Annotated in this window: 21 protein-coding genes; 11 read left to right on the top strand and 10 right to left on the bottom strand. The window is 62.7% G+C overall.

The window, feature by feature from the left end; all coding sequences use genetic code 11:
• Positions 1-543 precede the first annotated feature (543 nt).
• The 4 genes from CWC48_RS28785 (at position 544) to CWC48_RS28770 (ending at position 4,673) form a co-directional block, all read left to right on the top strand.
• On the top strand, positions 544-1,134 hold the full coding sequence (locus CWC48_RS28785) for an antibiotic biosynthesis monooxygenase (protein ID WP_078047984.1): 591 nt from the start codon (positions 544-546) through the stop codon (positions 1,132-1,134).
• On the top strand, positions 1,131-2,969 hold the full coding sequence (locus CWC48_RS28780; protein ID WP_078047985.1) for an amidohydrolase: 1,839 nt from the start codon (positions 1,131-1,133) through the stop codon (positions 2,967-2,969). The genes CWC48_RS28785 and CWC48_RS28780 overlap by 4 nt, the downstream gene beginning before the upstream one ends.
• A 23-nt stretch (positions 2,970-2,992) precedes the next feature.
• Positions 2,993-3,610 carry an isochorismate family cysteine hydrolase YcaC gene (ycaC, locus tag CWC48_RS28775; protein ID WP_078047986.1) on the top strand — a complete coding sequence of 206 codons (618 nt, stop codon included), beginning with the start codon at positions 2,993-2,995 and terminating at the stop codon, positions 3,608-3,610.
• A 181-nt stretch (positions 3,611-3,791) separates the two neighbouring features.
• Positions 3,792-4,673, top strand: a complete 882-nt coding sequence (locus CWC48_RS28770; RefSeq protein WP_078047987.1) for a LysR family transcriptional regulator — start codon at positions 3,792-3,794, stop codon at positions 4,671-4,673.
• On the opposite strand, the gene CWC48_RS28765 is transcribed toward CWC48_RS28770, so the two are convergent.
• Positions 4,660-5,697, bottom strand: a complete 1,038-nt coding sequence (locus CWC48_RS28765) for an AraC family transcriptional regulator (protein WP_100490994.1) — start codon at positions 5,695-5,697, stop codon at positions 4,660-4,662. The genes CWC48_RS28770 and CWC48_RS28765 overlap by 14 nt on opposite strands.
• A 1-nt stretch (position 5,698) precedes the next feature.
• Complete coding sequence (locus CWC48_RS28760; protein WP_078047989.1) at positions 5,699-6,613, bottom strand: GGDEF domain-containing protein; 915 nt, start codon at positions 6,611-6,613, stop codon at positions 5,699-5,701.
• 389 nt (positions 6,614-7,002) lie between these two features.
• Here CWC48_RS28760 and CWC48_RS28755 point away from each other — a divergent pair, with 389 nt between their 5' ends.
• The 5 genes from CWC48_RS28755 to CWC48_RS28735 all read left to right on the top strand — a co-directional run bounded on the left by CWC48_RS28755 (position 7,003) and on the right by CWC48_RS28735 (position 13,483).
• A complete protein-coding gene (locus CWC48_RS28755) occupies positions 7,003-9,516 on the top strand; it encodes a TonB-dependent receptor (RefSeq protein ID WP_100490993.1) in 2,514 nt (837 codons plus the stop codon).
• 142 nt (positions 9,517-9,658) lie between these two features.
• Positions 9,659-11,524 (top strand): phytase, encoded by a 1,866-nt coding sequence (locus CWC48_RS28750; protein WP_100490992.1) that lies wholly within the window; start codon positions 9,659-9,661, stop codon positions 11,522-11,524.
• A 46-nt stretch (positions 11,525-11,570) separates the two neighbouring features.
• Positions 11,571-12,263, top strand: coding sequence for a protein TolQ (gene tolQ, locus CWC48_RS28745; protein WP_100490991.1), 693 nt, complete (start codon positions 11,571-11,573; stop codon positions 12,261-12,263).
• A gap of 15 nt (positions 12,264-12,278) precedes the next feature.
• Positions 12,279-12,725: a protein TolR gene (tolR, locus tag CWC48_RS28740; protein ID WP_100490990.1), complete on the top strand. Its 447-nt coding sequence runs from the start codon at positions 12,279-12,281 to the stop codon at positions 12,723-12,725.
• A complete protein-coding gene (locus CWC48_RS28735; protein ID WP_100490989.1) occupies positions 12,722-13,483 on the top strand; it encodes a TonB family protein in 762 nt (253 codons plus the stop codon). The genes tolR and CWC48_RS28735 overlap by 4 nt, the downstream gene beginning before the upstream one ends.
• Positions 13,484-13,624: 141 nt before the next feature.
• Here the strand turns inward: CWC48_RS28735 and CWC48_RS28730 are convergent, their stop codons facing one another.
• From CWC48_RS28730 to CWC48_RS28700, 7 genes are all read right to left on the bottom strand, one after another.
• Positions 13,625-14,569 carry a D-isomer specific 2-hydroxyacid dehydrogenase family protein gene (locus CWC48_RS28730; protein ID WP_078047995.1) on the bottom strand — a complete coding sequence of 315 codons (945 nt, stop codon included), beginning with the start codon at positions 14,567-14,569 and terminating at the stop codon, positions 13,625-13,627.
• Positions 14,566-15,744 carry an acyl-CoA dehydrogenase family protein gene (locus tag CWC48_RS28725; protein ID WP_099493811.1) on the bottom strand — a complete coding sequence of 393 codons (1,179 nt, stop codon included), beginning with the start codon at positions 15,742-15,744 and terminating at the stop codon, positions 14,566-14,568. Before CWC48_RS28725 ends, CWC48_RS28730 begins: the two co-directional genes overlap by 4 nt.
• 78 nt (positions 15,745-15,822) lie before the next feature.
• Positions 15,823-16,506: a peroxiredoxin-like family protein gene (locus CWC48_RS28720; protein WP_100490988.1), complete on the bottom strand. Its 684-nt coding sequence runs from the start codon at positions 16,504-16,506 to the stop codon at positions 15,823-15,825.
• Positions 16,503-17,867: an LLM class flavin-dependent oxidoreductase gene (locus CWC48_RS28715; RefSeq protein WP_100490987.1), complete on the bottom strand. Its 1,365-nt coding sequence runs from the start codon at positions 17,865-17,867 to the stop codon at positions 16,503-16,505. Before CWC48_RS28715 ends, CWC48_RS28720 begins: the two co-directional genes overlap by 4 nt.
• Positions 17,868-17,880: 13 nt before the next feature.
• Positions 17,881-18,858, bottom strand: a complete 978-nt coding sequence (locus CWC48_RS28710; RefSeq protein WP_099493809.1) for an ABC transporter substrate-binding protein — start codon at positions 18,856-18,858, stop codon at positions 17,881-17,883.
• 309 nt (positions 18,859-19,167) lie between these two features.
• A complete protein-coding gene (locus CWC48_RS28705) occupies positions 19,168-20,751 on the bottom strand; it encodes a rhodanese-related sulfurtransferase (RefSeq protein ID WP_078048000.1) in 1,584 nt (527 codons plus the stop codon).
• Complete coding sequence (locus tag CWC48_RS28700) at positions 20,748-21,359, bottom strand: cysteine dioxygenase (protein ID WP_100490986.1); 612 nt, start codon at positions 21,357-21,359, stop codon at positions 20,748-20,750. The genes CWC48_RS28705 and CWC48_RS28700 overlap by 4 nt, the downstream gene beginning before the upstream one ends.
• 217 nt (positions 21,360-21,576) lie before the next feature.
• Between CWC48_RS28700 and CWC48_RS28695 the strand changes: the two genes are divergently transcribed.
• Together CWC48_RS28695 and CWC48_RS28690 are read left to right on the top strand one after the other, a co-directional pair.
• The gene (locus tag CWC48_RS28695; protein ID WP_078048001.1) at positions 21,577-22,482 is read left to right on the top strand and encodes a LysR family transcriptional regulator; all 906 of its coding nucleotides are present in this window, start codon (positions 21,577-21,579) and stop codon (positions 22,480-22,482) included.
• A gap of 233 nt (positions 22,483-22,715) precedes the next feature.
• Positions 22,716-23,510, top strand: coding sequence for a class II aldolase/adducin family protein (locus CWC48_RS28690; RefSeq protein ID WP_078048002.1), 795 nt, complete (start codon positions 22,716-22,718; stop codon positions 23,508-23,510).
• A gap of 1,178 nt (positions 23,511-24,688) precedes the next feature.
• Here CWC48_RS28690 and CWC48_RS28685 read toward each other — a convergent pair.
• Positions 24,689-25,771 carry an LLM class flavin-dependent oxidoreductase gene (locus tag CWC48_RS28685; protein ID WP_078048003.1) on the bottom strand — a complete coding sequence of 361 codons (1,083 nt, stop codon included), beginning with the start codon at positions 25,769-25,771 and terminating at the stop codon, positions 24,689-24,691.
• Between the last annotated feature and the right edge of the window lie 94 nt (positions 25,772-25,865).

Below are 25,865 nucleotides of genomic sequence, written 5' to 3'. Positions count from 1 at the left end.
CCGGCGAAAAGCGTGAGAACGCCGCGTTTTGCCTGGTTCCCCCGCGTCATCGTTAACGACCATCGCCGGCAAGCCGGCTCCTACAGTCGATCGCGTTGGCTTTTGCCTTTGCTTCACACCACTCAAGCCGGCTGTCAGGCCGCTGTGCTTTTGCTTTTGATTTTGATCTTGATCTTAGGCGCCCCGTTAAACACGCTGGCCGGAATTCGACAGGGATTTGGGGGGTAAACCGGCAGGGATGCCGGTTTAGCCGCCCCGCGCCATGGATGGCGCGTGGCGGCGGCCCCCCAAATCACTGTCGGATTACGGGCACACCGAGCCTAGGCGAGGTGCCGAGTGTTGGGGCAAGAGCCCTTTGGTTACTTTGGGGCTTTTCCAAAGTGACCCGCTGTAAGAGCGGAACCATAAGCCGCCGTTACCCAAATAACGGATATGTACTCAACAAAACACGCCCCCCCGATACAGCACGTACATCCAATTTTCCCCACCCCATCCCCCCGCAAACTCCCTCATCGCTGAATCTTCAAGGCAGAGGGACACCCCATGGACCCAGCAACAAAACCCGGCCCCGACGAAGTCGTCACCCTGGTGGTCAAGCACCTCATCAAACCCGGCCTGGAGGCCGACTACGAAGCCTGGCTGCGCCGCATCGTACGCATCGCCGGCGCGCGCCCTGGCCACCTCGGTGTCGACGTAGTGCGCGGCAAACAAGGCAACCTGGCGCTGTTCACCTGTGTGTTGCGCTACCGCTCCACCGATGACCTGGAAACCTGGCTCGACTCCCCCGAGCGCAAAACCCTGATTGCCGAAGCCACCCCGATGCTCGCCGAGGGCGACAACACCGAAATCGGCGCGGTCAACGAATTCTGGTTCAACCCCGAAACCCCAAACGCCGCCAAGCCACCGCGCTGGAAGCAGGCGGTCGTCACCCTGTGCGTGATCCTGCCGCTGACCCTGCTGGTGCCCATCGTGTGGGGCCCGGTGCTGCGCCTGCACCCGTTTCTCTCCAACTACGTGGTCGCCACGTTCCTGGTGACCCTGACCATCGTCCTACTGGTGGTCTACTTGCTGATGCCGGCGGCCACCCGCCTGTTCGCTCCCTGGCTTGAAGCCTCTGTAAAGGAAACCCTATGAACGCCGATCTGATTTTGTTCAATGGCCAGTTCCACACCGTGGACCGTGAAAACCCGCGTGCCACCGCTGTCGCGATCCGCGAGGGGCGCTTTGTCGCCGTGGGCACCGACGGTGAAGCCATGGCCCTGCGTGGCAGTGGCACCCAGGTCATCGACCTCAAGGGCCGCACCGTCATCCCCGGCCTCAATGACTCCCACCTGCACCTGATCCGTGGCGGGTTGAACTACAACCTCGAACTGCGTTGGGAAGGTGTGCCGTCCCTGGCCGATGCCCTGCGCATGCTCAAGGACCAGGCCGACCGCACGCCCACCCCGCAATGGGTACGCGTGGTGGGTGGCTGGAACGAATTCCAGTTCGCCGAAAAACGCATGCCGACCCTGGAAGAGTTGAACCAGGCCGCGCCCGATACGCCAGTGTTCGTATTGCACCTGTACGACCGCGCCTTGCTCAACCGTGCCGCCCTGCGCGTGGCCGGCTACACCAAGGACACGCCGAACCCGCCGGGCGGCGAGATCGTGCGCGACAGCAACGGCAACCCCACTGGCATGCTGGTGGCGCGCCCGAATGCGATGATCCTGTATTCGACCCTGGCCAAGGGCCCGAAACTGCCGCTGGAATACCAGGTCAACTCGACCCGCCAGTTCATGCGCGAACTCAATCGCCTGGGGCTCACCAGCGCCATCGACGCCGGCGGCGGTTTCCAGAACTACCCCGATGACTACGCGGTGATCGAGCAACTGGCCAAGGACGAACAGTTGACGGTGCGCATCGCCTACAACCTGTTCACCCAGAAGCCCAAGGAAGAACTCAGCGATTTCAAGAACTGGACTGGCAGCGTCACCCTGCACCAGGGCGATGACTACCTGCGCCACAACGGCGCCGGCGAGATGCTGGTGTTCTCGGCGGCGGACTTCGAGGACTTCCTCGAGCCACGCCCGGACCTGCCGCTGACCATGGAGCAGGAACTGGAGCCGGTGGTGCGCCACCTGGTGGAGCAGCGTTGGCCGTTCCGCCTGCACGCCACGTATGACGAGTCGATCTCGCGCATGCTCGACGTGTTCGAGAAGGTCAACCGCGACATTCCGTTCAATGGCCTGCCATGGTTCTTCGACCACGCCGAAACCATCACCCCAAAAAACATCGAGCGTGTACGCGCCCTCGGCGGTGGTATCGCGATCCAGGACCGCATGGCGTTCCAGGGCGAATACTTCGTCGAGCGTTACGGCGCCAAGGCCGCCGAGGCCACGCCGCCGATCAAGCGCATGCTTGCCGAAGGCGTGCCGGTCGGGGCGGGCACCGATGCGACCCGCGTGTCCAGCTACAACCCATGGACTTCGCTGTACTGGATGGTCAGTGGCCGTACCGTCGGCGGCCTGGAGCTGCATGCCGAAGGCTTGCCGCGCCTTACCGCGCTGGAATTGTTTACCCATGGCAGCGCCTGGTTCTCATCCGAACAGGGCAAGAAAGGCCAGATCAAGGTCGGGCAGTTGGCGGACGTGGCGGCCCTGTCGGCGGACTTCTTCAGCGTCGATGAAGAAGCGATCAAGTGGATTGAATCGGTACTGACTGTGGTCGGCGGCAAGGTGGTCTACGGTGCCGGCGATTTCGAAGATTACGCGCCTCCCCGCGTTCCGGTGCTGCCGGATTGGTCGCCGGTGGTCAAGGTGCCAGGGCACTGGCGCCCAAGCTCGCCGTTGCAGGCTCAGGTTCACCAATGCAGCGGCCCCTGCGGCGTGCATTCCCACAGCCATGAAAAGGCGCGTCTTTCCAGCGTGCCAGTCAGCGACTTCCAGGGTTTCTGGGGTGCGTTTGGCTGCTCGTGCTTTGCCTTCTAATCAAACCCCAAAGGAGTTACCCCATGCCTTACTCGCGCTTGAACAAAGATGACGCCGTTGTCCTGTTGGTCGATCACCAGACCGGCCTGATTTCGCTGGTCCAGGACTTCTCCCCGAACGAATTCAAGAACAACGTGTTGGCCCTGGCTGACGTCGCCAAGTTCTTCAACCTGCCGACCATCCTCACCACCAGTTTTGAAAGCGGCCCTAACGGCCCACTGGTGCCCGAGCTGAAAGAACTGTTCCCGGACGCGCCATACATCCCGCGTCCTGGCCAGATCAACGCTTGGGACAACGAGGATTTCGTCAAGGCGGTCAAGGCCACCGGCCGCAAGCAGATCATCATTGCCGGCGTGGTGACGGATGTGTGCGTTGCGTTCCCGACCCTGTGCGCCCTTGATGAAGGCTTCGAAGTGTTCGTGGTCACCGACGCCTCCGGCACCTTCAACGAAACCGTGCAACAGGCCGCCTGGGCGCGCATGACAGCGGCCGGTGCCCAACTGGTGAACTGGTTCTCCGTGGCCTGCGAGCTGCAAGTAGACTGGCGCAACGACATGGAAGGCCTGGCCAACCTGCTGTCGCCACGCATCCCCAACTACCGCAACCTGATGAACAGCTACTCGGCCTTCACCGCCAAGTAAGCTGCGCCACAGAACACCGCTGAACCCTGTGGGAGCCGGGCTTGCCCGCGATGGCGGTGTGTCAGTTGACAGCAATGTTGGCTGACACACCGCCATCGCAGGCAAGCCAGCTCCCACATTTGATTTGTGGTGTAGCGACATACCCGTTATAAAAACCGCAAATGTCCACCGAGAAGCGACAATGAACCCCTTCGAAGACATGCGCCTGTTCTGCCAGGTCATGGAGTCCGGCAGCTTCACCGCCGCCGCTGAACAGCTGGGCCTGTCCAAGCAGTTCGTCAGCCGCCGCCTGATCCAACTGGAAGAGCGCCTGGGCGTGCGCCTGCTCAACCGTTCCACGCGCCGTCTGGATGTCACGCCTCTCGGTCAGAGTTACTACGAATCCGCCTTGCGCCTGCTCAGTGAAGTCGAGCAAGTGGAGCAGGGCATCGCCGGGCAGAACAGCGAACCCCGTGGCACCATTCGCCTGAGTGCGCCGTTGTCGTTTGCCATGGCTCACCTGGGTTGCCTGTTGCCGCTGTTCTTGCAGCGCCATCCCCAGGTGGCGGTGGAGGTCGATTTGAGCGACCGCCCCGTGGACCTGATCGGCGAAGGTTATGACCTGGTGCTGCGCATCGGCACCCTGGAAGATTCCACCCTGATTGCCCGCCGTATCGCCAGCATTCCCCGGGTGTACTGCGCCAGCCCCGATTACCTGGCCCTGCGCGGTACGCCGCAAAAACCCGATGACCTTGCCGCGCACGATTGCCTGCCCTACGGCCATGGCCGCCAGGTGCAATGGCGCTTCAAGGGTAAGTTGCAGGCGCTGAACGTCAGCGGACGCATGCGTGTGAACAACGGCGACCTGCTGCGCGACACCGCCATCGCCGGCCTGGGCGTGACCTACCTGCCGACCTTTATCGTCGGCGAAGCGCTGAAGGACGGCCGCCTGGTTACCGTCCTCGACGAATTCGCCCCCGAGGCCCTGACGCTCTCGGCGGTGTACCCGCAACACCGGCAAAGCTCGCGGCCGGTGCAGGCGCTGGTGGAGTTCCTGCGCGAACGCCTGGCTAGCGGCTGTTGAACAGCTGGCGGATCAGGTTGGGGGTGCTGCCGGTCCAGCGTTTGAACGAGCGTCGAAAGTTCGCCGCATCGTTGAAGTTCAGGTACGCCGCCACCTCATCATTGCTGTAGCCCTTGACCTGGTACAGGTGCAGCGCCACCTGCTTGCGCACACGGTCCACCTGTTGCTGGAACCCGGTGTCGTGCTTGTGCAACTTGCGCTTGAGCGTCGCCGGGCTCATGGCGAAGGCGTGCGCGGCCTGTTCCAGGCTTGGGGGGTGGCGCACCTGCTCGCGCAGGTAGTCATAGAGGCAGTCGAGAAAGCTGCCAGCGAAACCCAGTTGGTCGATCTGCTCGCGGGCCTGCTGGCGCGCGACCTGGCCGGCGGTGGCCGAGGCGCCTGGCCAGGTACGCGTCAGGTATTCACGCGGGAGGCTCATCATGTCCAGCGGTCGATCGAAACGGGTGCCTTCGCCCAAGTGCACCCAATATTGCTCGACATACCGCGGTTCGGCGTGGCTGAAACTGCACACCCACGGCAGGCGTTCGCCGCTCAGCCATTGGCTCATGGCAACCAGCGAGGTCATGCTGGCTTCCAGCAAGAAGCGCCAGTGCTCGCCGGCGCCACAACTGTCCAGCCAGTACAGGTAGGCGTGGTGCTCATCCAGCTCCAGTTGCAGGGTGACCAACGGGCTGAGCAGCACCTGTTGCTGGATCAGGATCTCCAAGGCCTGGTGCAGGTTCTGCGCATGGCCCAGGGCATGGCTGGCCGCGCCGTAATAGCCTGGCAACAGCCGCTGGCCGAACAGGAAGCTGCTGTCATCGGCATCGAGCCACTTGCGGCTGTTGCCGATCAACCCGAAAAACTGCTGCGGGCTCAACCGCGCAGTGCCGGCGAGGATGTCTTCATGAAACAACCCGGTGCCACGCAGCAGGCGATGGCTGTCGATGTCCCGGGACAAGGCCAGGTCGATCAGCGTGGCGGGCTGGTAGTGCCCGGGAATGAAGCGGCTGTCGGCTTCGTACCAGCTTGTTTTAACCGACATGTCAGGCACTTTTCGCCAAGGGTTGCTTGGCCCTGGCCAGGGCCAGGTTGAGGCGCTTGAGCAAGTCGTGGGGTGGCTCGTTCAGGGCCATGACCACGGCAGTGGTCGCCGCCAGTTGCAGGCGCTCACCGTGCAGCCGGGTTTTGTGCGCCAGGCCGCGTACCGCCTGTTGCAACTCCAGTGCGAGTTCCTTGGCCTGGCGCTCGCCGGTGTTGGGCAACAGCACCACAAAACGGTCACCGGCCAGGCGACACAGCAGGTCCTGGCGGCGCAGGTTGAGCAGCAGCAAATGGCTGAGGGCCTGCAACACCGCGTCGCCCTCGGCATGCCCGTAGGCCTGGTTGATGGCCGCGAAGTTGTCCAGGTCCAGGGCCAGCAGCGACAGCGGTTGCTGCTGGTCGTGGCTGTCTTGCAGGCTGTCGGCCAACTGGCGCTTGAGGTAGTCGGCGCCGGCCAGGGGCGTGAGTTTGTCGAACAGCCGATGCTCGCGGAACGACCGCTCGCGTTTTTCCATCTGCGCGCTGATCGCCAGTTGTTCGCGGTGCCAGTGGTAGATACCGATGGTCAGCAGGATCATGCCCACCGGCATCGGCCCCGACTCCAGCCAGTGGTCCCAGGTGATGCTGTCGGGCAGGCGGATGAACTCGTCGAGGCTATCGATCCACCAGGAGAAAAAGATGCACGACAGGCCCAGCGCCAGGTAGTTGGTGACGCGCCCGGCGGGGCGGCTTTTCAGCACCAGGCCCAGCCAGACCAGGGCGAGCAGTGCAGAGCCGCCTTCGCCGAAGATGTCCAGCCACACCCATTCGCTGACGCTTTTCAACTCGCCGCAGGCCAGGTGCAGGATCAGCCCGAGGTTGGCGGCGATCAGCAACAGGGAGAGTTTCCAGCGATGTGGCTTGAGCACGGAAAACATGGCCGCGAGTCCTTGGGCAAATAAGCGATGGGCGCCAGCACAGCAGATGGATGTGACGGTTGCGTGACGGTGGGGAGGGGTCGAATCAGCTCATGCCATACACACAATCTCCTGCCAAACACAAAACAAATGTGGGAGCGGGCTTGCTCGCGAATACGGTGGATCAGCCACACATGTGCTAGCTGCAATACCGCATTCGCGAGCAAGCCCGCTCCCACATTTTGATCGAGGTCATTTCAGCTCATTTGCTTGCCGGAACAAACTAAAAACCGCGGTTTACGTGGCTTTGCGCCAACCCCTGTCACAGAACCGTCATCCCCCACCCCTAGCGTGCCCTCCCAGTTGCCGGGCCTCTTGCCTGGCGCCAACGGATTCTTGGGGAGGATTGCATGTACAAGCGCACCGGGCTCGTCAGCTTTACGCTTACTGCCTTGGCCCTGGCGATTGCCAGCGAGCGACTCAACGCGGCTGAAGTGGCCAATACCGAGCACGTCGAAGTGGTCGGCCAGGCCGCGGCCATCGACCAGGCGTTGAAGGAGCAGCGGTCGTCCGACAGCATCAAGAGCGTGGTGCATGCCGACGGTGTCGCCCAGTTGCCGGATGAAAACGTCGCCGAAGCGGTGCAGCGCCTGCCGGGCATCAGTGTGGAACGCGACCAGGGGGAAGGGCGCTTCGTCAGCGTGCGCGGCCTGGGGCCGGACCTCAACAGCGTGACCATCAACGGCACCCTGGTGCCGGCCCCGGAGAGCGCGCGGCGCGCCGTGGCGCTGGATGTGCTGCCCTCGGAGCTGGTGCAGTCGCTCTCCGTGATCAAGACCCTCACCCCGGACATGGACGCCAACTCCCTCGGCGGCACGGTCGATGTGCAAAGCCTGTCGGCCTTCGACCACAAGGGGCTGTTCTACACCGGCAGCACCGAAGCCAGCTACGACAAGAACACCCGCCAGACCAGCCCGAAATTCTCCGGCGCTGCCAGTAACCGTTTCAGCCTCGGCGATGGCATCGACAACTTCGGCGTGGCGGCGGCGCTGAGCTGGCAGAAGCGTGACTTCGGCTCGGACAACGTCGAGACCGGTGGCGCCTGGGACTTCACCGACGGCGCCAAGCTCAACGAATTCGAACAGCGCGACTACGACATCAGCCGCGAACGTGCCGGCGGCGGCCTGAACTTCGACTACAAGCCGGATGACCTCAGCAGCTACTACCTGCGCACCCTCTACAGCCGCTACAAAGACACCGAAACCCGCAACGCCGCCAGCCTCGAATTTGCCGACCCACTGGCCGCCGGCGAGCTGGGCGATGCCGAAGCCAAGCGCAAGCTGAAAAACCGTGAAGAAACCCAGGAGATCCAATCCTACGTGTTCGGTGGCGAACGCATGCTCGGCCTGTGGACCCTGAGCGGCCAGGCCGGCTACAGCCAATCCAGCGAAGACAGCCCGGCGCACATCGCCGGCGCGACCTTCGACGGTGCCGACTTTGCCAACAGCGGCTTTTATGACAAAAACAAGCCACGCCCGATCATCGGCAGCGGCTTCTACGACGCGCGCAATTTCACCCTCGACAAAGTTGACTGGGAAAAACAGAACACCCAGGACACCGAGAAAAACCTGCGCCTGGACCTGGCCCGCGACTACGACCTGAGCGGCTATGCCTCCCAAGTGAAGTTCGGCGGCAAGGTCAGCCGCCGCAATAAGGACAACGACCTGGAAGCCTGGGTCTACAAAGACTTCGACACCCTTGGCTTCAGCGACGACCAGCTCAACCTCACCCAATTCCAGAAGGGCAGCGTCGACTATCGCCTCGGCAACTACGGCCCCGGTATCAGCCCCAGCGCCATCAAGCAGTTGATCGGCAGCCTCAACCCGGCGGACTTCTATGACGAGACCGAATCCCGGGTCAACGATTTCACCATTCGTGAAGACATCAACGCCGGCTACCTGATGAACACCATCGATATCGATGACTGGCGCTTTATCGCCGGCCTGCGTTACGAAGGCACCGAGTTTGAAGCCAAGGGCACTGGCGCCACCGATGGCGTGTTCACGCCGACCGACACCAAGCGCCGCTATCACCACTGGCTCCCGGGCCTGCATGCGCGCTACCAGATCGACAAGAACACCCAGGTGCGCGCGGCCTGGACCAAGTCCGTGGTGCGCCCGACCTTTGGCCAATTGGCACCGGGTTTCGTGATCGACGATGACGAGGCCACCTTCGGCAACCCGGACCTCAAGCCCCTGGAGTCGAGCAACCTGGACCTGGGCATCGAGCACTTCATGGGCCGCGCCGGCACCGTCTCGGCGTTCGTGTTCTACAAGGACATCAAGAACTTCGTCTACAACACCGACCTGGCGGGCACTGGCGCCTGGACCAATTTCGCCGAGGCGCATACCTACGCCAACGGCGACAGCGCCAAGCTCTATGGCCTGGAGCTGGCCTACTCACAGAAATTCGATTGGCTGCCGGCACCGTGGAATGGCCTGCTGGTAGGTGCCAACACCACATTCAGCCGTTCCAGTGCTGACATCGAAGGCTTCGATAGCGCCAGCGGGACGAATCGCAAGCGCAACATCAGCCTGCCCAACCAGTCCGACACCGTCGGCAACCTGATGCTGGGCTGGGAAGACGACAAGCTCAGCCTGCGCCTGTCGGCCAACTACAAATCGGCCTACCTCTTTGAGCTGGCCTCGATCAACGACAAAGCCCACGACCTGCACGTCGACGCGCAGACCTTCGTCGACTTCAGCGCGCGCTACTCGCTGACCAAGAACCTGCAAGTCAGCTTCGAAGCGCAGAACCTCACCGATGAGTCGTACTTCGTCTACACCGGCCACCGCAGCTACAACGGCCAGTACGAAGAGTACGGCCCCACCTACAAGCTGGGCCTGACCTTCACCCATTTCTAAGCACCAACGCCGATTTGAATGTGGGAGCTGGCTTGCCTGCGATGCAGACACCTCGTTGTTTCAGGCAGACCCCGTCGATGCCGTCGCAGGCAAGCCAGCTCCCACAGTAGATCTCCATCGTTTTTGAAGGATTTGTTTGTTCATGAGAATTTCCAAATTGTATTTGCTGCTCGCTCTAGCAACCTGTGGTCAAGCCATGGCCGCCGACCTGGCGCTGGTCCCTTGGGCGCCAAACCTGAATGCCGAAGCGGTGGCCTTCCTACCTGGCGGCACCCAGCGCCTGGCCGCCAGCACCCGCGACGGCCTGCAACTGCTCGACAGCAAAGGCGCGGAACTGGCCCGCTTCAAAGGCAGCTTCAGCAGCCTCGATACCCGTGCTGCCGGTGCCCAGACGCTCGTGGCCAGCCTCGACAACGACCGCCAACAGGCGCTGCTGATCAGCCTCGATGCGTCCACCAAGACCTTTGGCCAGCCCCTGTACTTGCCCACCCGCGACTACCCGGTGAACGGCCTGTGCCTGTATCGCGACGGGGCATCAAACCTGTTTGTGTTCCTGGTGGGCGAAGAGGGCAAGGGCGAGCAATGGCTGGTGGGTAACGGCGCGACCTTGCTGCGCGACCCTCAACGTGTACGCGGCTTGCCGCTGCCGCCGTCGGCGCAGTTCTGCCAGGTGGATGACGCCAGCCAACAACTGGTGGTGAATGAAGAAAACGTCGGCTGGTGGGCCTACCCGGCGCACCCTGAGGCTGAGGTAAAACGCACGCCCGTGGCGCTGTTCGACCATCCCAAGCGCGAAGCCGGCGCCATGGCGTTGGTGCCGGGCGGAGTGGTCGCACTTGATCCGAAGACCGCCCAATTGCATCTGTTCCAGCAGAACGGCGAGCGTTGGGTCGAACACGCCAGCCTGACGCTGCCGGGCCTCAAGGAACCGGAGCAACTGAGCATCAATGGCCAGCAACTGCTGGTACGTGACGATGACACCGGCAAGCTCTATCAGGGCGCACTCGAGTGGAAGGCCAAGCCTGTGCCGGTCGAGCCCGTGCTGCCTGAAGTCGCTGCGCTGCGCCAGACCGACCCGGTCGGTCGCCAGGGGGATGCGGCGGATGACCCGGCAATCTGGATTCACCCCACGCAGCCAGAAAAAAGCCGCGTGCTCGGGACCAACAAGAAGCAGGGCCTGCTGGCCTATGACCTTGACGGCAAGCTGTTGCAGGAACTGGCGGTCGGCCGCCTCAACAACGTCGACGTACGCCCCAACTTCAAGCTCGGCGCAACCACCGTCGACCTGGCTGTGGCGAGCAACCGCGATCACAACAGCCTGAGCCTGTTCAGCATCGACCGCCAGAGCGGTGAGCTGCGCGAGGCCGGGGAAGTGCCGACGCCGCTCAAGGACATCTACGGTATCTGCCTGTTCCAACCCGCCAGCGGCGAGATCTACGCGATCGCCAATGGCAAGGACGGCACCTTCCTGCAATACCGCCTGAGCGCACCGGACGGCCGGGTGCAGGGCGAGCTGGTACGCCAGTTCAAGGTCGACAGCCAACCCGAGGGCTGCGTGGCCGACGACCAGCGCCAGCGCCTGTTCATTGGCGAAGAAGACGTCGGCGTCTGGGCGGTGGATGCGCGTGCCGACCAACCGGCCACGCTCACCAGCGTGATCAAGGTCGGCCCGCAGTTGCATGCGGATGTCGAGGGCCTGGCGTTGTACCAGAGCGAAAAACGCGACTACCTGGTGATCTCCAGCCAGGGCAACGACAGCTACCTGGTCGTGGATGCCGAGCCACCCTTTGCCACCCACGGTGCCTTCCGCGTCGGCCTGAATGCCGCCGCCGGTATCGATGGGGCTTCGGAAACCGATGGCTTGGAAGTCACCGCCATCAACCTGGGCGGGCCCTGGAGCCACGGCATGCTGGTGGTGCAGGACGGCCGCAAGCGCATGCCCGAGCAGACCCAGAATTTCAAGTTCGTGCCCTGGGCCGAAGTGACCCGCACGTTGAAATTGCCGTAGGCGTCATCACCCGGTCATCACTTTTTAATCGAATAGGAGCTTAACCATGCACGCGACGATGGAACATATGACGATCTGGGGTTTGATCAGCGACGCCAGCCTATTGGTCAAGGCGGTAATGGTCACGTTGCTGCTGGCGTCCTTGCTCAGTTGGTACCTGATCATCCAGCGCGGCAGTGTGCTGCGGCGCCTGGAGCGGCAGTTGAACGGCTTTGTGCAGCGCTTTCGTGCGGCGCCCGACTTGCAGCCGCTGTACCGCGACACCGTGCAGGCCGGCGAGGGTGGGATTGCACCGATCTTCATCGCCGGCGTGCAGGAATACCAGCACCTGCACGGCCATGATCCGGCCGTGCTGGAGGGCGTGGAGCGTGCGTTGCAGGTGGCGATCACCGAGCAGGAAATCGAGCTGGAAAAAGGTCTGCAATTCCTTGCGACCGTGGGGTCGGTGAGTCCCTACATCGGCCTGTTCGGCACTGTGTGGGGGATCATGAATTCCTTTATCGGCCTGTCCCAGGTACAGCAGGCCACGCTGTCCACCGTGGCGCCGGGCATCGCCGAAGCATTGATCGCCACGGCCATCGGCCTGTTTGCCGCGATCCCGGCAGTGATCGCCTACAACCGCTTCGCCGCACGCGGACAAACCTTGCTTACCCGCTACTACGCCTTCGGCAACGAACTGCAAGTGCGCCTGCACCGCACCTTGCGCGGCACGCCGATCAACCTGGCCGTGGCCGCCTGAACAAGGAGCAAACCGATGTTGACCAGGCCGCAACGCAAGCATGGGCCCAAGGCCGAGATGAACGTGGTGCCCTACATCGACGTGATGCTGGTGCTGCTGGTGATCTTCATGGTCACCGCGCCGATGCTGACCCAAGGCGTGAAGATCGAGCTGCCCAAAGTCGCCGCCGAGGCGCTGCCCACTGATACCCGCCAGCAAATCCTCACACTGTCGGTGAAGGCTGACGGCGGCTACTACTGGAACCTCGGCGGTGAACTCGACACCCGCAACCAGACTGACAGCGCCGTGACCCTCGATGAAATGGGCGTCAAGGTTATGCAGGTGGTGGCGGCGCGCAGCGATACCCAGGTGTATATCCGCGCCGACGACAGCGCTGGCTACGGCCGGGTCGTGGCAGCCATGGCGGTGCTGCAAAAGGGTGGCGTGAGCAACCTGGGGTTGGTGACCGAGGCCCCGCAATGACGGCGATGATCATGCACAGTCCGATGCTCGCAGTGGGGCCTGGGGAGCCTTCCGGGTTCTGGAGAAACAGCGTGGCGGCCAGCCTCGCGGTGGCGCTGCATGTAGGCGTGCTGGCGGTGTTGATGCTGGGTGGGTCGACAGATAAGCCGCAGGTGGAAACGCCGAGGGTGATGCATACCCAGTTGGTGATGGTGCCGCCGACGCCCGCTCCCGTGCCTGAGCCGGCGGCCGTCGCAGCGCCTGCGCCGGAGCCTGTGGTCGCTCCCGTGCCGGCGAAACCGGTGATCGATCCAAAGATCCAGGCACAAAAACTGGAAAAAGCCGCATTGGCGCGCAAGCGGGTCGAGGAAAAGAAGCTGGAGCAGCAACAGGAGCGCCTGGCCACTGAACAGCGCAACCGCGAGCTGGAGCAGCAGCGTCTGGCCCAGGAGCGCCTCGCCGCTGAACGTCCGCGCCCTGCAGCACCGACCGCCGCGCCGGCCTTCGACAGCCGTCAGTACCAACCCTTGAGCAAAGAGGCGCCGGACTATCCGGAGCGTGCCCTGGACAAAAACATCGAAGGCGATTGTTCAGTGGAGTACACCGTCAACACCCAAGGGCGTGTAGAAAACCCCAAGGTGCTGGACGGCTGCCATCCACTGTTCATGCGGCCTTCACTGGCGGCGGCGAATACCTTCCGCTACCAGCCGAGGATCGTCGATGGAAAACCCGTGCCGGTGCCGGCCGTGCGCAATACTTTCCACTACCGCATCAAATGATTTCTCCCAGTCAACACAGGTCCCATGTGGGAGCGGCGGTGCGACGATTCGACTTGCTCGCGAATACAGAGTGTCAGTCGATACACCTTTGACTGAACCACCGCATTCGCGAGCAAGCCCGCTCCCACATTTTGATTTGCGTTAGACGTAAGCTAAGTTATTCAGCGCTTGACCCGCCACGTAGCGCTCCAGGTTCGCCAAAAACGTATCCGCAATCTCATTCCGGCTATTTGTCGAAATCGCCGACGTATGCGGCGATAACTTCACCCTTGGATGGGTATACAGCGGATGCCCGTCCGGCAACGGCTCCGGCTCGGTCACATCCAGCGATGCCAGCCCTATCCGCCCATTGTCCAGCGCTTCCAGCAGCGCCTCCTGATCCAGCAACCCACCCCGCGCAATATTGATCAGGTGCAGCCCCGGCTTGGCGCTGCCCAGCACGTCACGGTTGATGAGCTGCCGCGTGGACTCGGTCAGCGGTGCCGCCACCACCAGGTGATCGGCGCGGGCGAACAGGTCGTGGATGTCCTTGGCGGCGTCCACTCCCGCGCTGAACGGCACCTGGCTTTGGCGCAACGCGACGACCTTGATCCCCAGGGCCAGGGCTTTTTGCGCGAGACGTTCGCCTATCGCACCAAACCCCAGGATGCCCAATGTGGTGCCCTTCAGCGGGCGCAACGCGGTGAAATTCCACTGCGAATCCTTGACCCAGATGTCCGGCAAATGCTTGGCGGCGGCAAAGATCGCGGCCAAGGCAAACTCGGCCAGGTTGTCGGCGGCACTGCCACGGGATGTGGTCACCGGCGGGCCGTTGAACAGCCATTGCGGGTAGAAATCGATGCCCGACGACACCAGGTGCACCCACTGCGCGCCGTAAGGCCAGCCCGGTGGCGGCGTGTCCGGGGCGCTGTAGCCACGTACGTTGATCGGGCGCAGCAACAGAATATTCGCTTGGGGCGGCAGGTCGCTGGGCACGCCCGCGGGCACGCCGATCACTTGGGCGGCGGGGTGGCTGGAGGCCAGGCGCTGGCGGAGCACGTCGTTGTAATCTTCGTCCAGCTGGCTGGCAATAATCACCTGACTCATGGGCGTTCCTTCTGGCGTTGGGCGAACACCGTCTTGCCGACGCCTTGCAGCACGGCGTCGTTCTGCGGGGTATGCACGCGACTGCACAGCACGTCGCGGTAATGCCGTTGCAATGGGCTGTGGCGCGACAGGCCCGGGTTACCCGAGGCCTCGATGGCCAGCTCCACGGCGCGGATGGCGTTGTGGGTCACCAGGTACTTGAGTTGCGCAGCATTGGCCGCCGGGGTGTGGCCTTCGGCGGCGGCATCGAGCAGGCTGCGGTTGGCAAACAGCAGGGTGTCGATATGGCCGACGGTTTCCTGAAAGCGCGGCAGCGTTGACAGCGCTGCGCCGAGGTTGGACGGCTTGCGCTCTTCCAGCCAGTTCACCAGCCAGTCCCGCGCCGCCTGGGCCACGGCGTCATACACCGAGGACAGCAACACCGACATCCACAGGAAGCCCTCGCTATCCAGCTCCGGCGACGGCGCGCTCCACGGGCTGACGCTGACGGCGTGGTCGAGTGGCACCAGCACGTTGTCGAGCACCACCTCATGGCTGCAGGTGGCGCGCATGCCCAGGTGGTCCCAGGTGTCGATGATGGTCACGCCGGGGCTGTCTTTTGGGACCAGCCAGGCACCGACCAACGGGTCGGCGTCATCACTGCGGCCCCACACGCTGAACCAGCTCAGGCCGTGACTGCCGGTGGAGTAGATCTTGCGCCCGCTGATGCGCCAGCCTTCGGCGGTACGCACGGCGATGGTCGCCGGCAACCCGCCGCGGGCCGGGGTGCCCAGGTCGGGCTCCACGCGCAGCGCATTGATCAACCCGCCGTTGCGCACCGCGTCTTCGGCCACTCGCGTGCGCAAGTGCGCCGGCCAGGTCTTGCTGTCTTGCAGGCGTGTGTGTTGTAGGTATTGCATCACCAGGATCAGTGCGGTGGACGGCTCGCCCTTGGCGATCGCACTGATCGCCTTGCGCGCCTGGGGCAGGCTGGCACCGCCGCCGCCCAAGGCTTTGGGCACGGTGAGGGCGACCAGGCCGTGTTCGTGCAGCAATTTGAAGTTGGCGTGGGGGAAGGCGCCGCTCTCGTCATAGCGGTGCGCGGTGCTGGCCAGCTCGGCGCTGAGGCGTTCAAGCAGGGCTTCGAAGTTGGCGACTTCCACGGAGCGCAAGGAAGGTTGTGAGGATTGGCTCATGGTTGTTTCACTCGGTCGATAGGTAGACACCCGCCCTCTGTAGGAGCCGGCAAGCCGGCTCCTACAGAGGATAGGCGTTTAGATGGCCAGTCTTACGGGCTGTTGGCCCAGCAGTTGCTCCACCACCTGCAACACCGGCTCCGCTTCGGTGCGCACCAACCAATCCGGGCTCACTTGCACAAACGCCACCGTGCCGTCCCTGGCAATCACCACCACCGTCGGTTGCGGCAACTCCCAGGTGCCGGTGCCGGTGGTTTCACCGATGTGATTGCCCTTGGCCAACGCGGCATTGCGCGACGCTTCGTCGAAGCTGTAGAGAATGCCCAGGCGGCGCCCGAGGTTGTTATCGGGGTCACTGGCCACCAGCAGTTGCAGGGTGTGGCGGGTCTTGATCTCCACCAGGCGTTCAGGCACTTGCGGGCTTACCGCCACCAGAGGCACCCCGAGTTCGCGCAGGCGTGGGTAGAGTTGGCGTTCGTAATAGGGCAGGGCGATGTTGCACGCCGGGCAGCCGGCAAACCGGAAGAAAATCAGCACCGCCGGACCGTCCGCCAGCAGCAGCTCGCGATTGAGTTCACCGCCTTCCACATTCAGCAGGGTGAACGGGTCGAGTTCATCGCCGACCTGCACGTAGTCATCTGGCCGCGCTTGAGCCACCAGACGCTGGCGTTGGTCGATATTGACCTGCAGCGCCGCGGGCGACCAGGTGGCGACACGCTCGGCGTGCAGTTCGACCAACTGCCGGTTGAGGGATTCACTCATGCCAGCGCCTCCTGTTTTTCTTCAACCTGGGCGGCGACACTGTAGCGGTTGGCCGGAACCTCCAGGCCGAGGTTGTCGCGCAGGGTATGGCCGCTGTATTCAGTGCGGAACAAGCCGCGCTGTTGCAGCACCGGCACCACCAGTTCGGTGAAGTACTGCAAGCCATCCGGCAGCACCGAGTTGATGATGAAACCATCGCTGGCGCCGGTCTCGAACCAGGTCTGGATCGCGTCGGCGACTTGCTCCGGGGTGCCGACGAAATCACGTTTTGGCCGCGAGAACCGCAAGGCCACTTCACGCAGGGTCAGGCCTTCGTCCCTGGCCAGCTGCTTGATGCGGTCGGAGCCGCCTTTCTGGCTATTGGAACCGAGGTCACCCAGCTCCGGGAAGGGCTCGTCCAGTGGGTATTGGCTGAAGTCGTGATCGTTGAACGGGCGGCCGAGGGCGACGATGGCATCTTCCACGGTGACCAGCTCCACGGCCTGCTGATAGCGGCTTTCCACTTCGGCCTGGTCGCGGCCGACAATCGGGCGAATGCCCGGCAGGATCGACAGGCTGTGCGGGTCACGGCCAAAGCCTTTGGCGCGGCGTTTCAGGTCCTGGGAATAGGCCAGGCCTTCTTCGAGGCTGTCCACGTGCACAAAGATCGCATCGGAGTTCTGCGCGGCAAAGTTGCGCCCGTCCTCCGAGGTGCCGGCCTGGAAAATCACCGGTTGGCCCTGGCGCGAACGCGCGATGTTCAGCGGGCCTTTCACCGAGAAGAAATCGCCTTTGTGGTTGAGTGCATGCAGCTTGCCCGGGGCGAAAAACTCGCCGGACTGTTTGTCGTAGGTAAAGGCATCGTCTTCCCACGAATCCCACAGGCCCTGGACGGTGCTCACGTGTTCCTTGGCGATGCGATAACGCACGGCGTGGGGTGGGTGCTCGGCCTTGCTGAAGTTGTCGGCGGTGCCGCTCAGCCACGAGGTGACGACGTTCCAACCGGCACGGCCACCGCTGATATGGTCCAGGGATGCGAATTGGCGCGCCACTTGGTAGGGCTCGGTGTAGCTGACGGTCACGGTGGCGACCAAACCAATATTCGTGGTGATCGCCGCGAGTGCCGACAGGATGGTCAGTGGCTCGAAACGGTTGAGGTAGTGCGGGCTGGACTTGGCATGAATGTGCAGGCTGTCGGCGATGAACACGAAGTCGAACTTGGCGGCTTCGGCCAATTCAGTCTGCTGCTTGTAGAACCCGAAGCTGGTGCTGGCATTCGGTTGGGCGTTCGGGTGGCGCCATTCGCCCCAGCCGTGGCCGACGCCGTGGACCATGGCGCCCAGTTTCAAATGGCGGGGTTTTGCTTGCTGTGGCTTGCTCATGTTCTGCTCCTGGTTAGCGCGAGGCTTGCTGGGAAAGTTGGACACGCTTGGCGTTGAAGCTTTTGTCGAAGCCCTGTGACACGTCGATGTGCCGGGTCAGCAGGCCTTCTTTTTGGTAGGTGTCGGCGGTTACTTGCAGGCCGCTGATCACCGAGTCGTCGATGGCGACCGGGGTCAAGTGGGTGTCCTTGGCCACTTCCTCGTGCACTTGCAGCGGCAGGCCGGTGATCTTGGCCTGGGCGGCTGCGTATTCGTTGGGGTGGGTGTTGGCCCAGGCGTAGGCGCGGTCGACGCGGGCGACAAAGTCGTCCAGCTGCGGGCGCTTGTCGGCAATGGCCTGGCGGGTGGCGGCGAGGTAGAGGTGGTTGCTCAGCAGCGTGTTGCCGCTGATCAGCACGCGGGCCTGGCTTTGTGAGGTGACCACCGTGGTGTACGGGTCCCAGGTGGCCCAGGCGTCGACGGTGCCGTTATCCAGCACCAGGCGCGACTCGCTTGGCAGCAGGAAAATGAACTGCACGTCCTTGGTGGTCAGGCCGGCCGTGGCCAGGGCCTTGATCGCCAGGTAATGGCCGATGGAGCCGCGGCCGGTGACGATTTTCTTGCCCTTGAGGTCGGCGACGGTCTTGATCGGCGAGTCTTTGGGCACCAGCAGCGCGGTGGTGTTGCGCCCCTCGGCGTGAATGATGCTGACCACCTTGAGCGATGCGCCGGCACCGAGGGCAAACACGTAGGGCGCATCCCCCAGGGCACCGATGTCCACGGCGCCGGCATTCAGCGCTTCACCCAAGGGCGAGGCGGAGGGGAATTCCGACCACTGGATTTCGTAGGGCACGTTTTTGGTTTCGCCGGAGACTTCCAGCAGCGCCTTGATTGTAGATTTCTGGTTGGCCACCCGCAGCGGTTGCAAGTCCGCGGCGTGGGCCCCGCCAGTCAGGCCAAGGGCGAGAGCGGTGCCCAGGAGCAGGCGTTTGAAAGGGGTGGTAAAGACCATGGGATGCAGGCTCCAGGCAGATCAAAATGGGGTTCGGTTACCTCCGCCTGGAGAAGGGGTCGGTGAATGGGTTAACGTTATTCCTATAAAAACTCGCTGTGAAGTTCTTTTTGGTTATATGTTAATTATTAAAATATTTGATGTTGTGTTAGTTAATTATTCTGTAATTGCATTTGAATGGGGCGCCGCCGCCCAAGGCAAAGAGGCCATCCAGGCGCCAATGCTCACTGCGAACAGGCTCAGGGCGGCTGTGCAGATCCCTTGTCGGAGCGGGCCTGCACCCGGCGCGGGCGCAGGCAGGTGGGTGAGTCAGATCACATAGAAACCGTGGGTGCCGTCGCGGGCCAATTGGTCGACCAGGCCGAATTCCCAATCCAGATAGGCCTGCATGGCTTCCTTGGGATTGTCGGTGCCTTCGTACGGGCGACGGTAGCGGTCGATGCGCGGCGAGGCCAGGTGGGTTTCACCTTCTTCCAGCGGTAACTGCGCCTTGATCCAGCCGGCAGTGCCGTCCTGCAGCAGAAATACTTGCTTGCCGGTGATGGCTTCGACTTCGGCCACCGCCAGGCGCGCCAGTTGGCTGCTGCCGCAGGTCAGCACGTAGCGCTGGGCGGCGGGCACCTTGGCCAGGGCTTGGGGCAGTTGCGCACGCAGCGCCCACCAGGCACCGGGGATATGGCGCTTCACGTAATTGGCGCTGGCGGTGAAGTCCAGCACCACGGTGTCGCCATGGGCCTGCCATTCGGCGAGGGTATGGGGGCTGATCAGTTCGGCCTGGGGCGGTGTCGGCACCGGCGCGACCCAGGCACCTTGCTCGGTGAAGTGCGCCGGTTGCAGGTCATCCAGCACATGCACTTCCCAGCCCAGTTGAGCCAGCCAAGAGGCGGACATGTTCGCGCGCACGCCGTCGTCGTCCGCCAACACCAGCCGTGCCCCGCGCACGCTGGCGACATGGTCGGTTTCCTGCACCAGTTGCCCGCCCGGTGTGGAGCGCGCGCCGGGCAGGTGGCCGGCTTCGAATTCTTCCGGAGTGCGCACATCGAACAGGTAGGTGGTGCGGGTTTTTTCCTGCTGCCAGGCCTGCAGGTCGGCCAGGGTGGCACGGCCCACGCGAGCCTTGTCGGCGACGCGACGCGCATCCACGGCGGCGACCTGGCGGTGTTCTTCCGAGGTCGGTGCAAAGCGCCGCGCTTGGCCATGGGCAAGTTTCTGCCCGGCCAGGGTCCAGCCGATGGTGCCGTTGCGCAGGGCCGAGACCGGGTTGGCCACGCCGGCATTGATCAGCGACTGGGTGCCGATAATGCTGCGGGTGCGCCCGGCGCAGTTGACGATGATGCGGGTGGCCGGGTCCGGCGCCAGTTCGCGGGCGCGCAACACCAGTTCGGCCCCCGGCACGCTGATGCCGGTGGGAATGCTCATGGTCTGGTATTCGTCGAAACGCCGCGCATCGAGCACCACTACATCGGCCTGGCTGTCGAGCAGGGCCTGGACTTCTTCGGCGGCCAGGGATGGCGTGTGCCGCTCGCTCTCCACCAGTTCGCCAAACGCCTTGCTCGGTACGTTGACGTCGATGAACAGCTCGCCACCGGCCTTGCGCCATCCTTCAAGGCCACCTTCGAGCAGGCTGACCTCGGTGTAGCCCAGCGCAGCCAAGCGCTCGGCCGCACGGGCCGCCAAGCCTTCGCCGTTGTCGTAGACGGTGACTTGGGTATCGCGCCGTGGAATGCGCGAATACACCTCCAGTTCCAGCTTGGACAACGGGATATTCGCGGCAAACAGCGGGTGGGACTCGGCGAAGGGCGCCTCTTCACGCACGTCGACCAGGGCGACTTCTGCATGGTCCAACAAGGCCTGGCGAATCTGGGCGAAGCTGCGGGTGGATACGGTGGTCATAGGGCAGGGCTCTTTTCTTTGGACAAATCCCAGATGTTCGGGAGGAAGGCGTTGGAATAACCGGAGATAAACAGTTTCTCGCTGCCGTCGGGCTGGTACACCGCGCGGCGCACCGCACCGATATTGGCGCCGTACACATGGATGCTGATGGACACCTGGTCGCTGTGGGCATTGCTCACCTGATGGATGTCACCGACCTTGGGCGACACGGTTTCCACCTGACCCGGCACCAATTGGATCGGCTTGCCTTCGGCAATCAGGCTGCCGTCGGGGGCGCGTTCGAACCCTTGGGAGAACTCTGAGCCGCGTAACATCCCAATCAGTCCCCATACCCGGTGATCGTGGATCGGTGTGCTTTGCCCCGGCCCCCACACAAAACTGACGATGCTGAAGCGCTGGCGCGAATCGGCATGCAGCAAGAACTGCTGGTAGCGCTCGGGGTCGGGTTGGGCGTATTCATCGGGGAGCCAGTCATCATGGCTGACCAACTGTGCCAGTAGCTTGCCGCCACGGTGCAGCAGGTCGCCTTCGCGTGGATTGCCGTCGATCAATTCCGCCAGGGCGCCTATGAAGGCTCTGAGTCTCTCGGGGTGTCGGGCCTGGGTCATGACAATTCCATCGTGTGGTCGGTGGTGATGGGTTTATCTAAGCATAATGTTTATAGTTAATATGCTATTTTTTAATGATTAGCTTATAGCCGAAGGTAATTTAGAACCGGTCTGAATAGCGTTAGACGTTATCGATTACAGCGCGGGCTATCCAGGCCGCGTTCGTGCAACTATGCTTCACACACATCTTAATGACTGTTCTCTATGTGCGGCCCAAATGAAAATTGACGATATCGATGCCTTTGTCGAAGTGATTCGTTGCCAGTCCATCAGCCATGCCGCCGAGTCGTTGCAACTGACCCAGCCGGCCATCACCCGCCGCGTGCAGAACTTCGAGCAGGCGCTGGGTGTGGAGCTGTTCGACCGCAATACCAAGCCCCTCAAGCCTACGCTGATCGGCACCCGTGTCTACGAACAGTGCCGGCTGATCCTGCGCGAGATGGATGCCCTGCGCGAGCTGGTGGCCACCGACGCACCGCCCACCGGCCTGCTGCGCCTGGGCGTGCCGCAGACCATCGGCGATGTGGTGCTGCTGGACGCGCTCAAGCACTTGCGCACCGAATACCCCGAGCTGCGGGCCCAGGTCGCCACCGGCTGGGGCAGCCAATTGGTCGGCAAGATCGAGCGCGGCGAGCTGGATGCAGCGGCGGCGTTGTTCCCGGCGGGCAAGATCTTCCCGGACAACATCGTCGGTGAGTCCATCGGCAAGATGGAACTGGTGGTGGTGTGCGCCAAGGCGCAGTTGCCGAAGAAGCCGTGCAAGCTGGCGGATGTGTACCAGAACGGTTGGATCCTCAACCCGGATGGTTGCGGCTTCCGTGCGGGCTTGCAGCGGACTTTGTCCGATCAGGGCCTGGCCCTGCGGGTGAACCTGGAAACCTTCGGCACCGAGTTGCAATTGGGCCTGGTGGCGGACGGCCTGGGCCTGGGCCTGGTGCCACGGCCGTTACTGGAGCGCAGCGCCCACCGCGAGCACTTGGCGGTGATGCCGCTCAAGGACTTCAAGCCGGTGATGGACCTGTGGCTGATCTACCCGCACTTCCTGGGCAACCTGCAAGGGCCGGTGGATGCATTTGGCAAGCTGGTCGCGAACTCCCTGCACAAGATCCGCAACGCCGCCTGACTCTGGATTCCCTCTCTTTGTAGGCGCCGGCTTGCCGGCGATGAGGCCCCCGAGATACGTGCAGGGCTCAAGGGCGCCATCGCCGGCAAGCCGGGCTCCTACAGGCGAATGCGGTGCTGTGGTGGTTATGAAAAAAAATAATAATTAGCTTAGATTAAAATGTGCTTTTTATTATCTTTTTGCATCCCATAGGCTTGCCTGGAAGTCCTTAAGGCCATCCAGGAAGTTTTGCCATGAGCAGCGTCACCTCGATTTCCAGTGTTTCCAACAACGTTCGCCAACGCGTCACTCCGGAAGAATGGGAAGTGCGCGTCAAATTGGCCGCCGCCTATCGCCTGGCGGCCTTGTACAAGTGGACCGATCACATCTACACCCACTTCTCCGCCCGCGTGCCGGGCCCGGAGGAGCATTTCCTGATCAATGCCTTTGGGCTGTTGTTCGATGAAATCAGCGCGTCCAACCTGGTCAAGGTCGACCTCGACGGCACCATCGTCGACGATCCCACTGGCCTGGGTATTAACTACGCCGGCTACGTGATCCACAGCGCCATCCACGGCGCGCGCCACGACCTGCAAGCGGTGTTGCACACCCACACACGTGACGGCATTGCGGTGTCGGCGCAAAAAGACGGCCTGCTGCCGATCTCCCAGCATTCCATTGGCTTCTCCGGGCGGGTGGCGTACCACGGTTATGAAGGCGTGGCCCTGGACCTGGACGAGCGTGAGCGGCTGGTTGCGGACTTGGGTGACAAGAGTGTGATGATCTTGCGCAACCATGGCTTGTTGACGGCGGGTGTGAGTGTTGAGCATGCGTTTCAGCAACTGCAGCAGTTGGAGCGTGCGTGCAATATCCAGGTGGCGGCGCAGGCGGCGGGGAATGCGGAGTTGATCTTTCCGCCGAGGGAGGTGGTGGAGAAGGTTGAGCAGCAGGCCAAGGTGTTTGCCAGTGGGGAAGGGCCGGGCGTGGCGCGGCATTGGAATGCGTTGATTCGGCAGTTGGAGCGCAGTGATATCGACTACAAGAATTGACTCGGGCGTTACCTGTGGGAAGTCGACCACAGTCTAACTGTAGCCCTGCGATCCAAATGTGGGAGTTGGCTTGCCTGCGAAGGCGGCCTGACAGCCGACAGCAATCTAACTGCCACCCCACGATCCAAATGTGGGAGCTGGCTTGCCTGCGAAGACAGCCTGGCAGCCGACAGCAATCTAACTGCCATCCCACGATTCAAATGTGGGAGCTGGCTTGCCTGCGAAAGCGGCCTGACAGCCGACAGCAATCCAACTGCCACCCCACGATCAAAATGTGGGAGCTGGCTGGCCTGCGAAGGCGGCCTAACAGCCGACAGCAATCTAACTGCCACCCCACGATCCAAATGTGGGAGTTGGCTTGCCTGCGAAAGCGGCCTGACAGCTGACCACAATCTAACTGTCACCCCGCGATTCAAAAATGTGGGAGCTGGCTTGCCTGCGAAGACGGCCTAACAGCCGACAGCAATCTAACTGCCACCCCACGATCCAAATGTGGGAGCTGGCTTGACTGCGAAAGCGGCCTGACAGCTGACCACAATCTAACTGTCACCCCGCGATTCAAAAATGTGGGAGCTGGCTTGCCTGCGAAGACGGCCTAACAGCCGACCACGCTCTGACTGTTGCCCCGCGATCCAAATGTGGGAGCGGGCTTGCTCGCGAAGGCGGCCTGACAGCCGACCAGAATGTTGGATCAGACCAGGTACATATCCGTTATTTAGGTAACGGCTGCTAATGGTTCCGCCCTTACGGCGGGTCACTTTGGAAAAGCCCCAAAGTAACCAAAGGGCTCTTGCCCCAACACTCGGTACCTCGCCTAGGCTCGGTATGCCCGTAATCCGACAGTGATTTGGGGGGCCGCCGCCACGCGCCATCCATGGCGCGGGGCGGCTAAACCGGCATCCCTGCCGGTTTACCCCCCAAATCCCTATCGAATTCCGGCCAGCGTGTTTGACGGGGCGCCTAAGAGCAAGAGCAAGAGCAAGAGCAAGAGCAAGAGCAAGAGCAAGAGCAAGAGCAAGAGCAAGAGCAAGAGCGGCTCGCTTCGCATTGTGGGTACGCGGTGGGTACGCGGTTTTGTAGGAGCTGGCTTGCCGGCGATGCAGGCACCGTTGTAATCAGGCAGACCGATTCGATGCCATCGCCGACAAGCCAGCTCCTACACGGGGTGTGCTTTGTGCTTAAGCGACCTGTTTGGCTTGCTCGCGTTCAGCGACCAGCTGGCGGGTGAGGGGGATCAAACGCTTGCCGTAGTCGATGGCATCATTCAGGGGGTCAAAGCCACGGATCAGGAAGGTGGTGATGCCCAGGTCGTAGTAGTCCAGCAGCGCTTGCGCAACTTGCTCGGCTGTGCCGACCAGCGAGGTGGAGTTGCCCTGGGCGCCCAGTAACGCCGCGATCCCTGTCCACAAACGCTTATCCAAACGTGACCCTTGCGCTGCCGCTGCCAGTAACCGGCGTGAGCCTTCATTCGGCGGTTCACGCCGCACAAAGCCATTTTTCTCGGCCAGTTCGGTGGCTTGCTGCAGGATCTTGTCGGCCCGCGCCCATGCCAGTTCTTCGGTTTCGGCGAGGATCGGCCGAAGCGACAGGCTGAAGCGAATTGTGCGCCCATGCTTGGCCGCTTCGGCGCGGACCTGGGTCACGATCTCGCGCACTTGCTCGTAGGTTTCGCCCCACAGTGCATACACATCAGCGTGTTTGCCGGCCACTTCAATCGCCGCTGTAGAGGAGCCGCCGAAGTACAGCGGGATATGGGGCTGCTGCGGCGATTTCACCGTGGAGTGCGCGCCTTCGACCTGGTAGTAGGTGCCCTTGAAGTCGAAGGGCTGTTCGCGGGTCCATTCCTGGCGCACCACGCTCAGGTATTCGTCGGTGCGGGCGTAGCGTTCGTCCTTGCCGATGTGGCTGCCATCGGCGCGCAGTTCGCGGTCGTCGCCGCCGGTGATGATGTGCACGGCCGTGCGTCCACCGTTGAACACGTCCAGGGTAGCGAACTGGCGGGCAGCCAGGGTGGGCTGGGTGAAGCCGGGACGGTGGGCGATGAGGAATTGCAGCTTTTTGGTCACGCTGGCAGCGTGGGAGGCGATCAATGTGCTGTCCGGGCTGTTGGAGTGGAAGGCTACCAGCGCACGGTCGAAGCCGGCATCTTCGTGGGCGCGGGCCACGGTCTCGACGTAGTCGGGTTGCAGGGTAGGGCCACTGCGTGGATGGATTTCGGAGGCGTGGTGGCCGCCGATGTAGCCGATGAATTCGATGCTCATGGTCTGTCCTTATCGTGGGCGTGATCTTGTGCGGGATGGTCACCTCCACCGGGCAAGGGGTCGGTTATTCGCGTTCAAAATAGGGGCAGGGGCC

The sequence above is a fragment of the Pseudomonas sp. S10E 269 genome, assembly GCF_002798465.1.
Taxonomy (GTDB): domain Bacteria; phylum Pseudomonadota; class Gammaproteobacteria; order Pseudomonadales; family Pseudomonadaceae; genus Aquipseudomonas; species Aquipseudomonas pergaminensis.
Note: the sequence above shows the minus strand (reverse complement) of the source record. Positions and strands in the feature narration are given on the sequence as shown.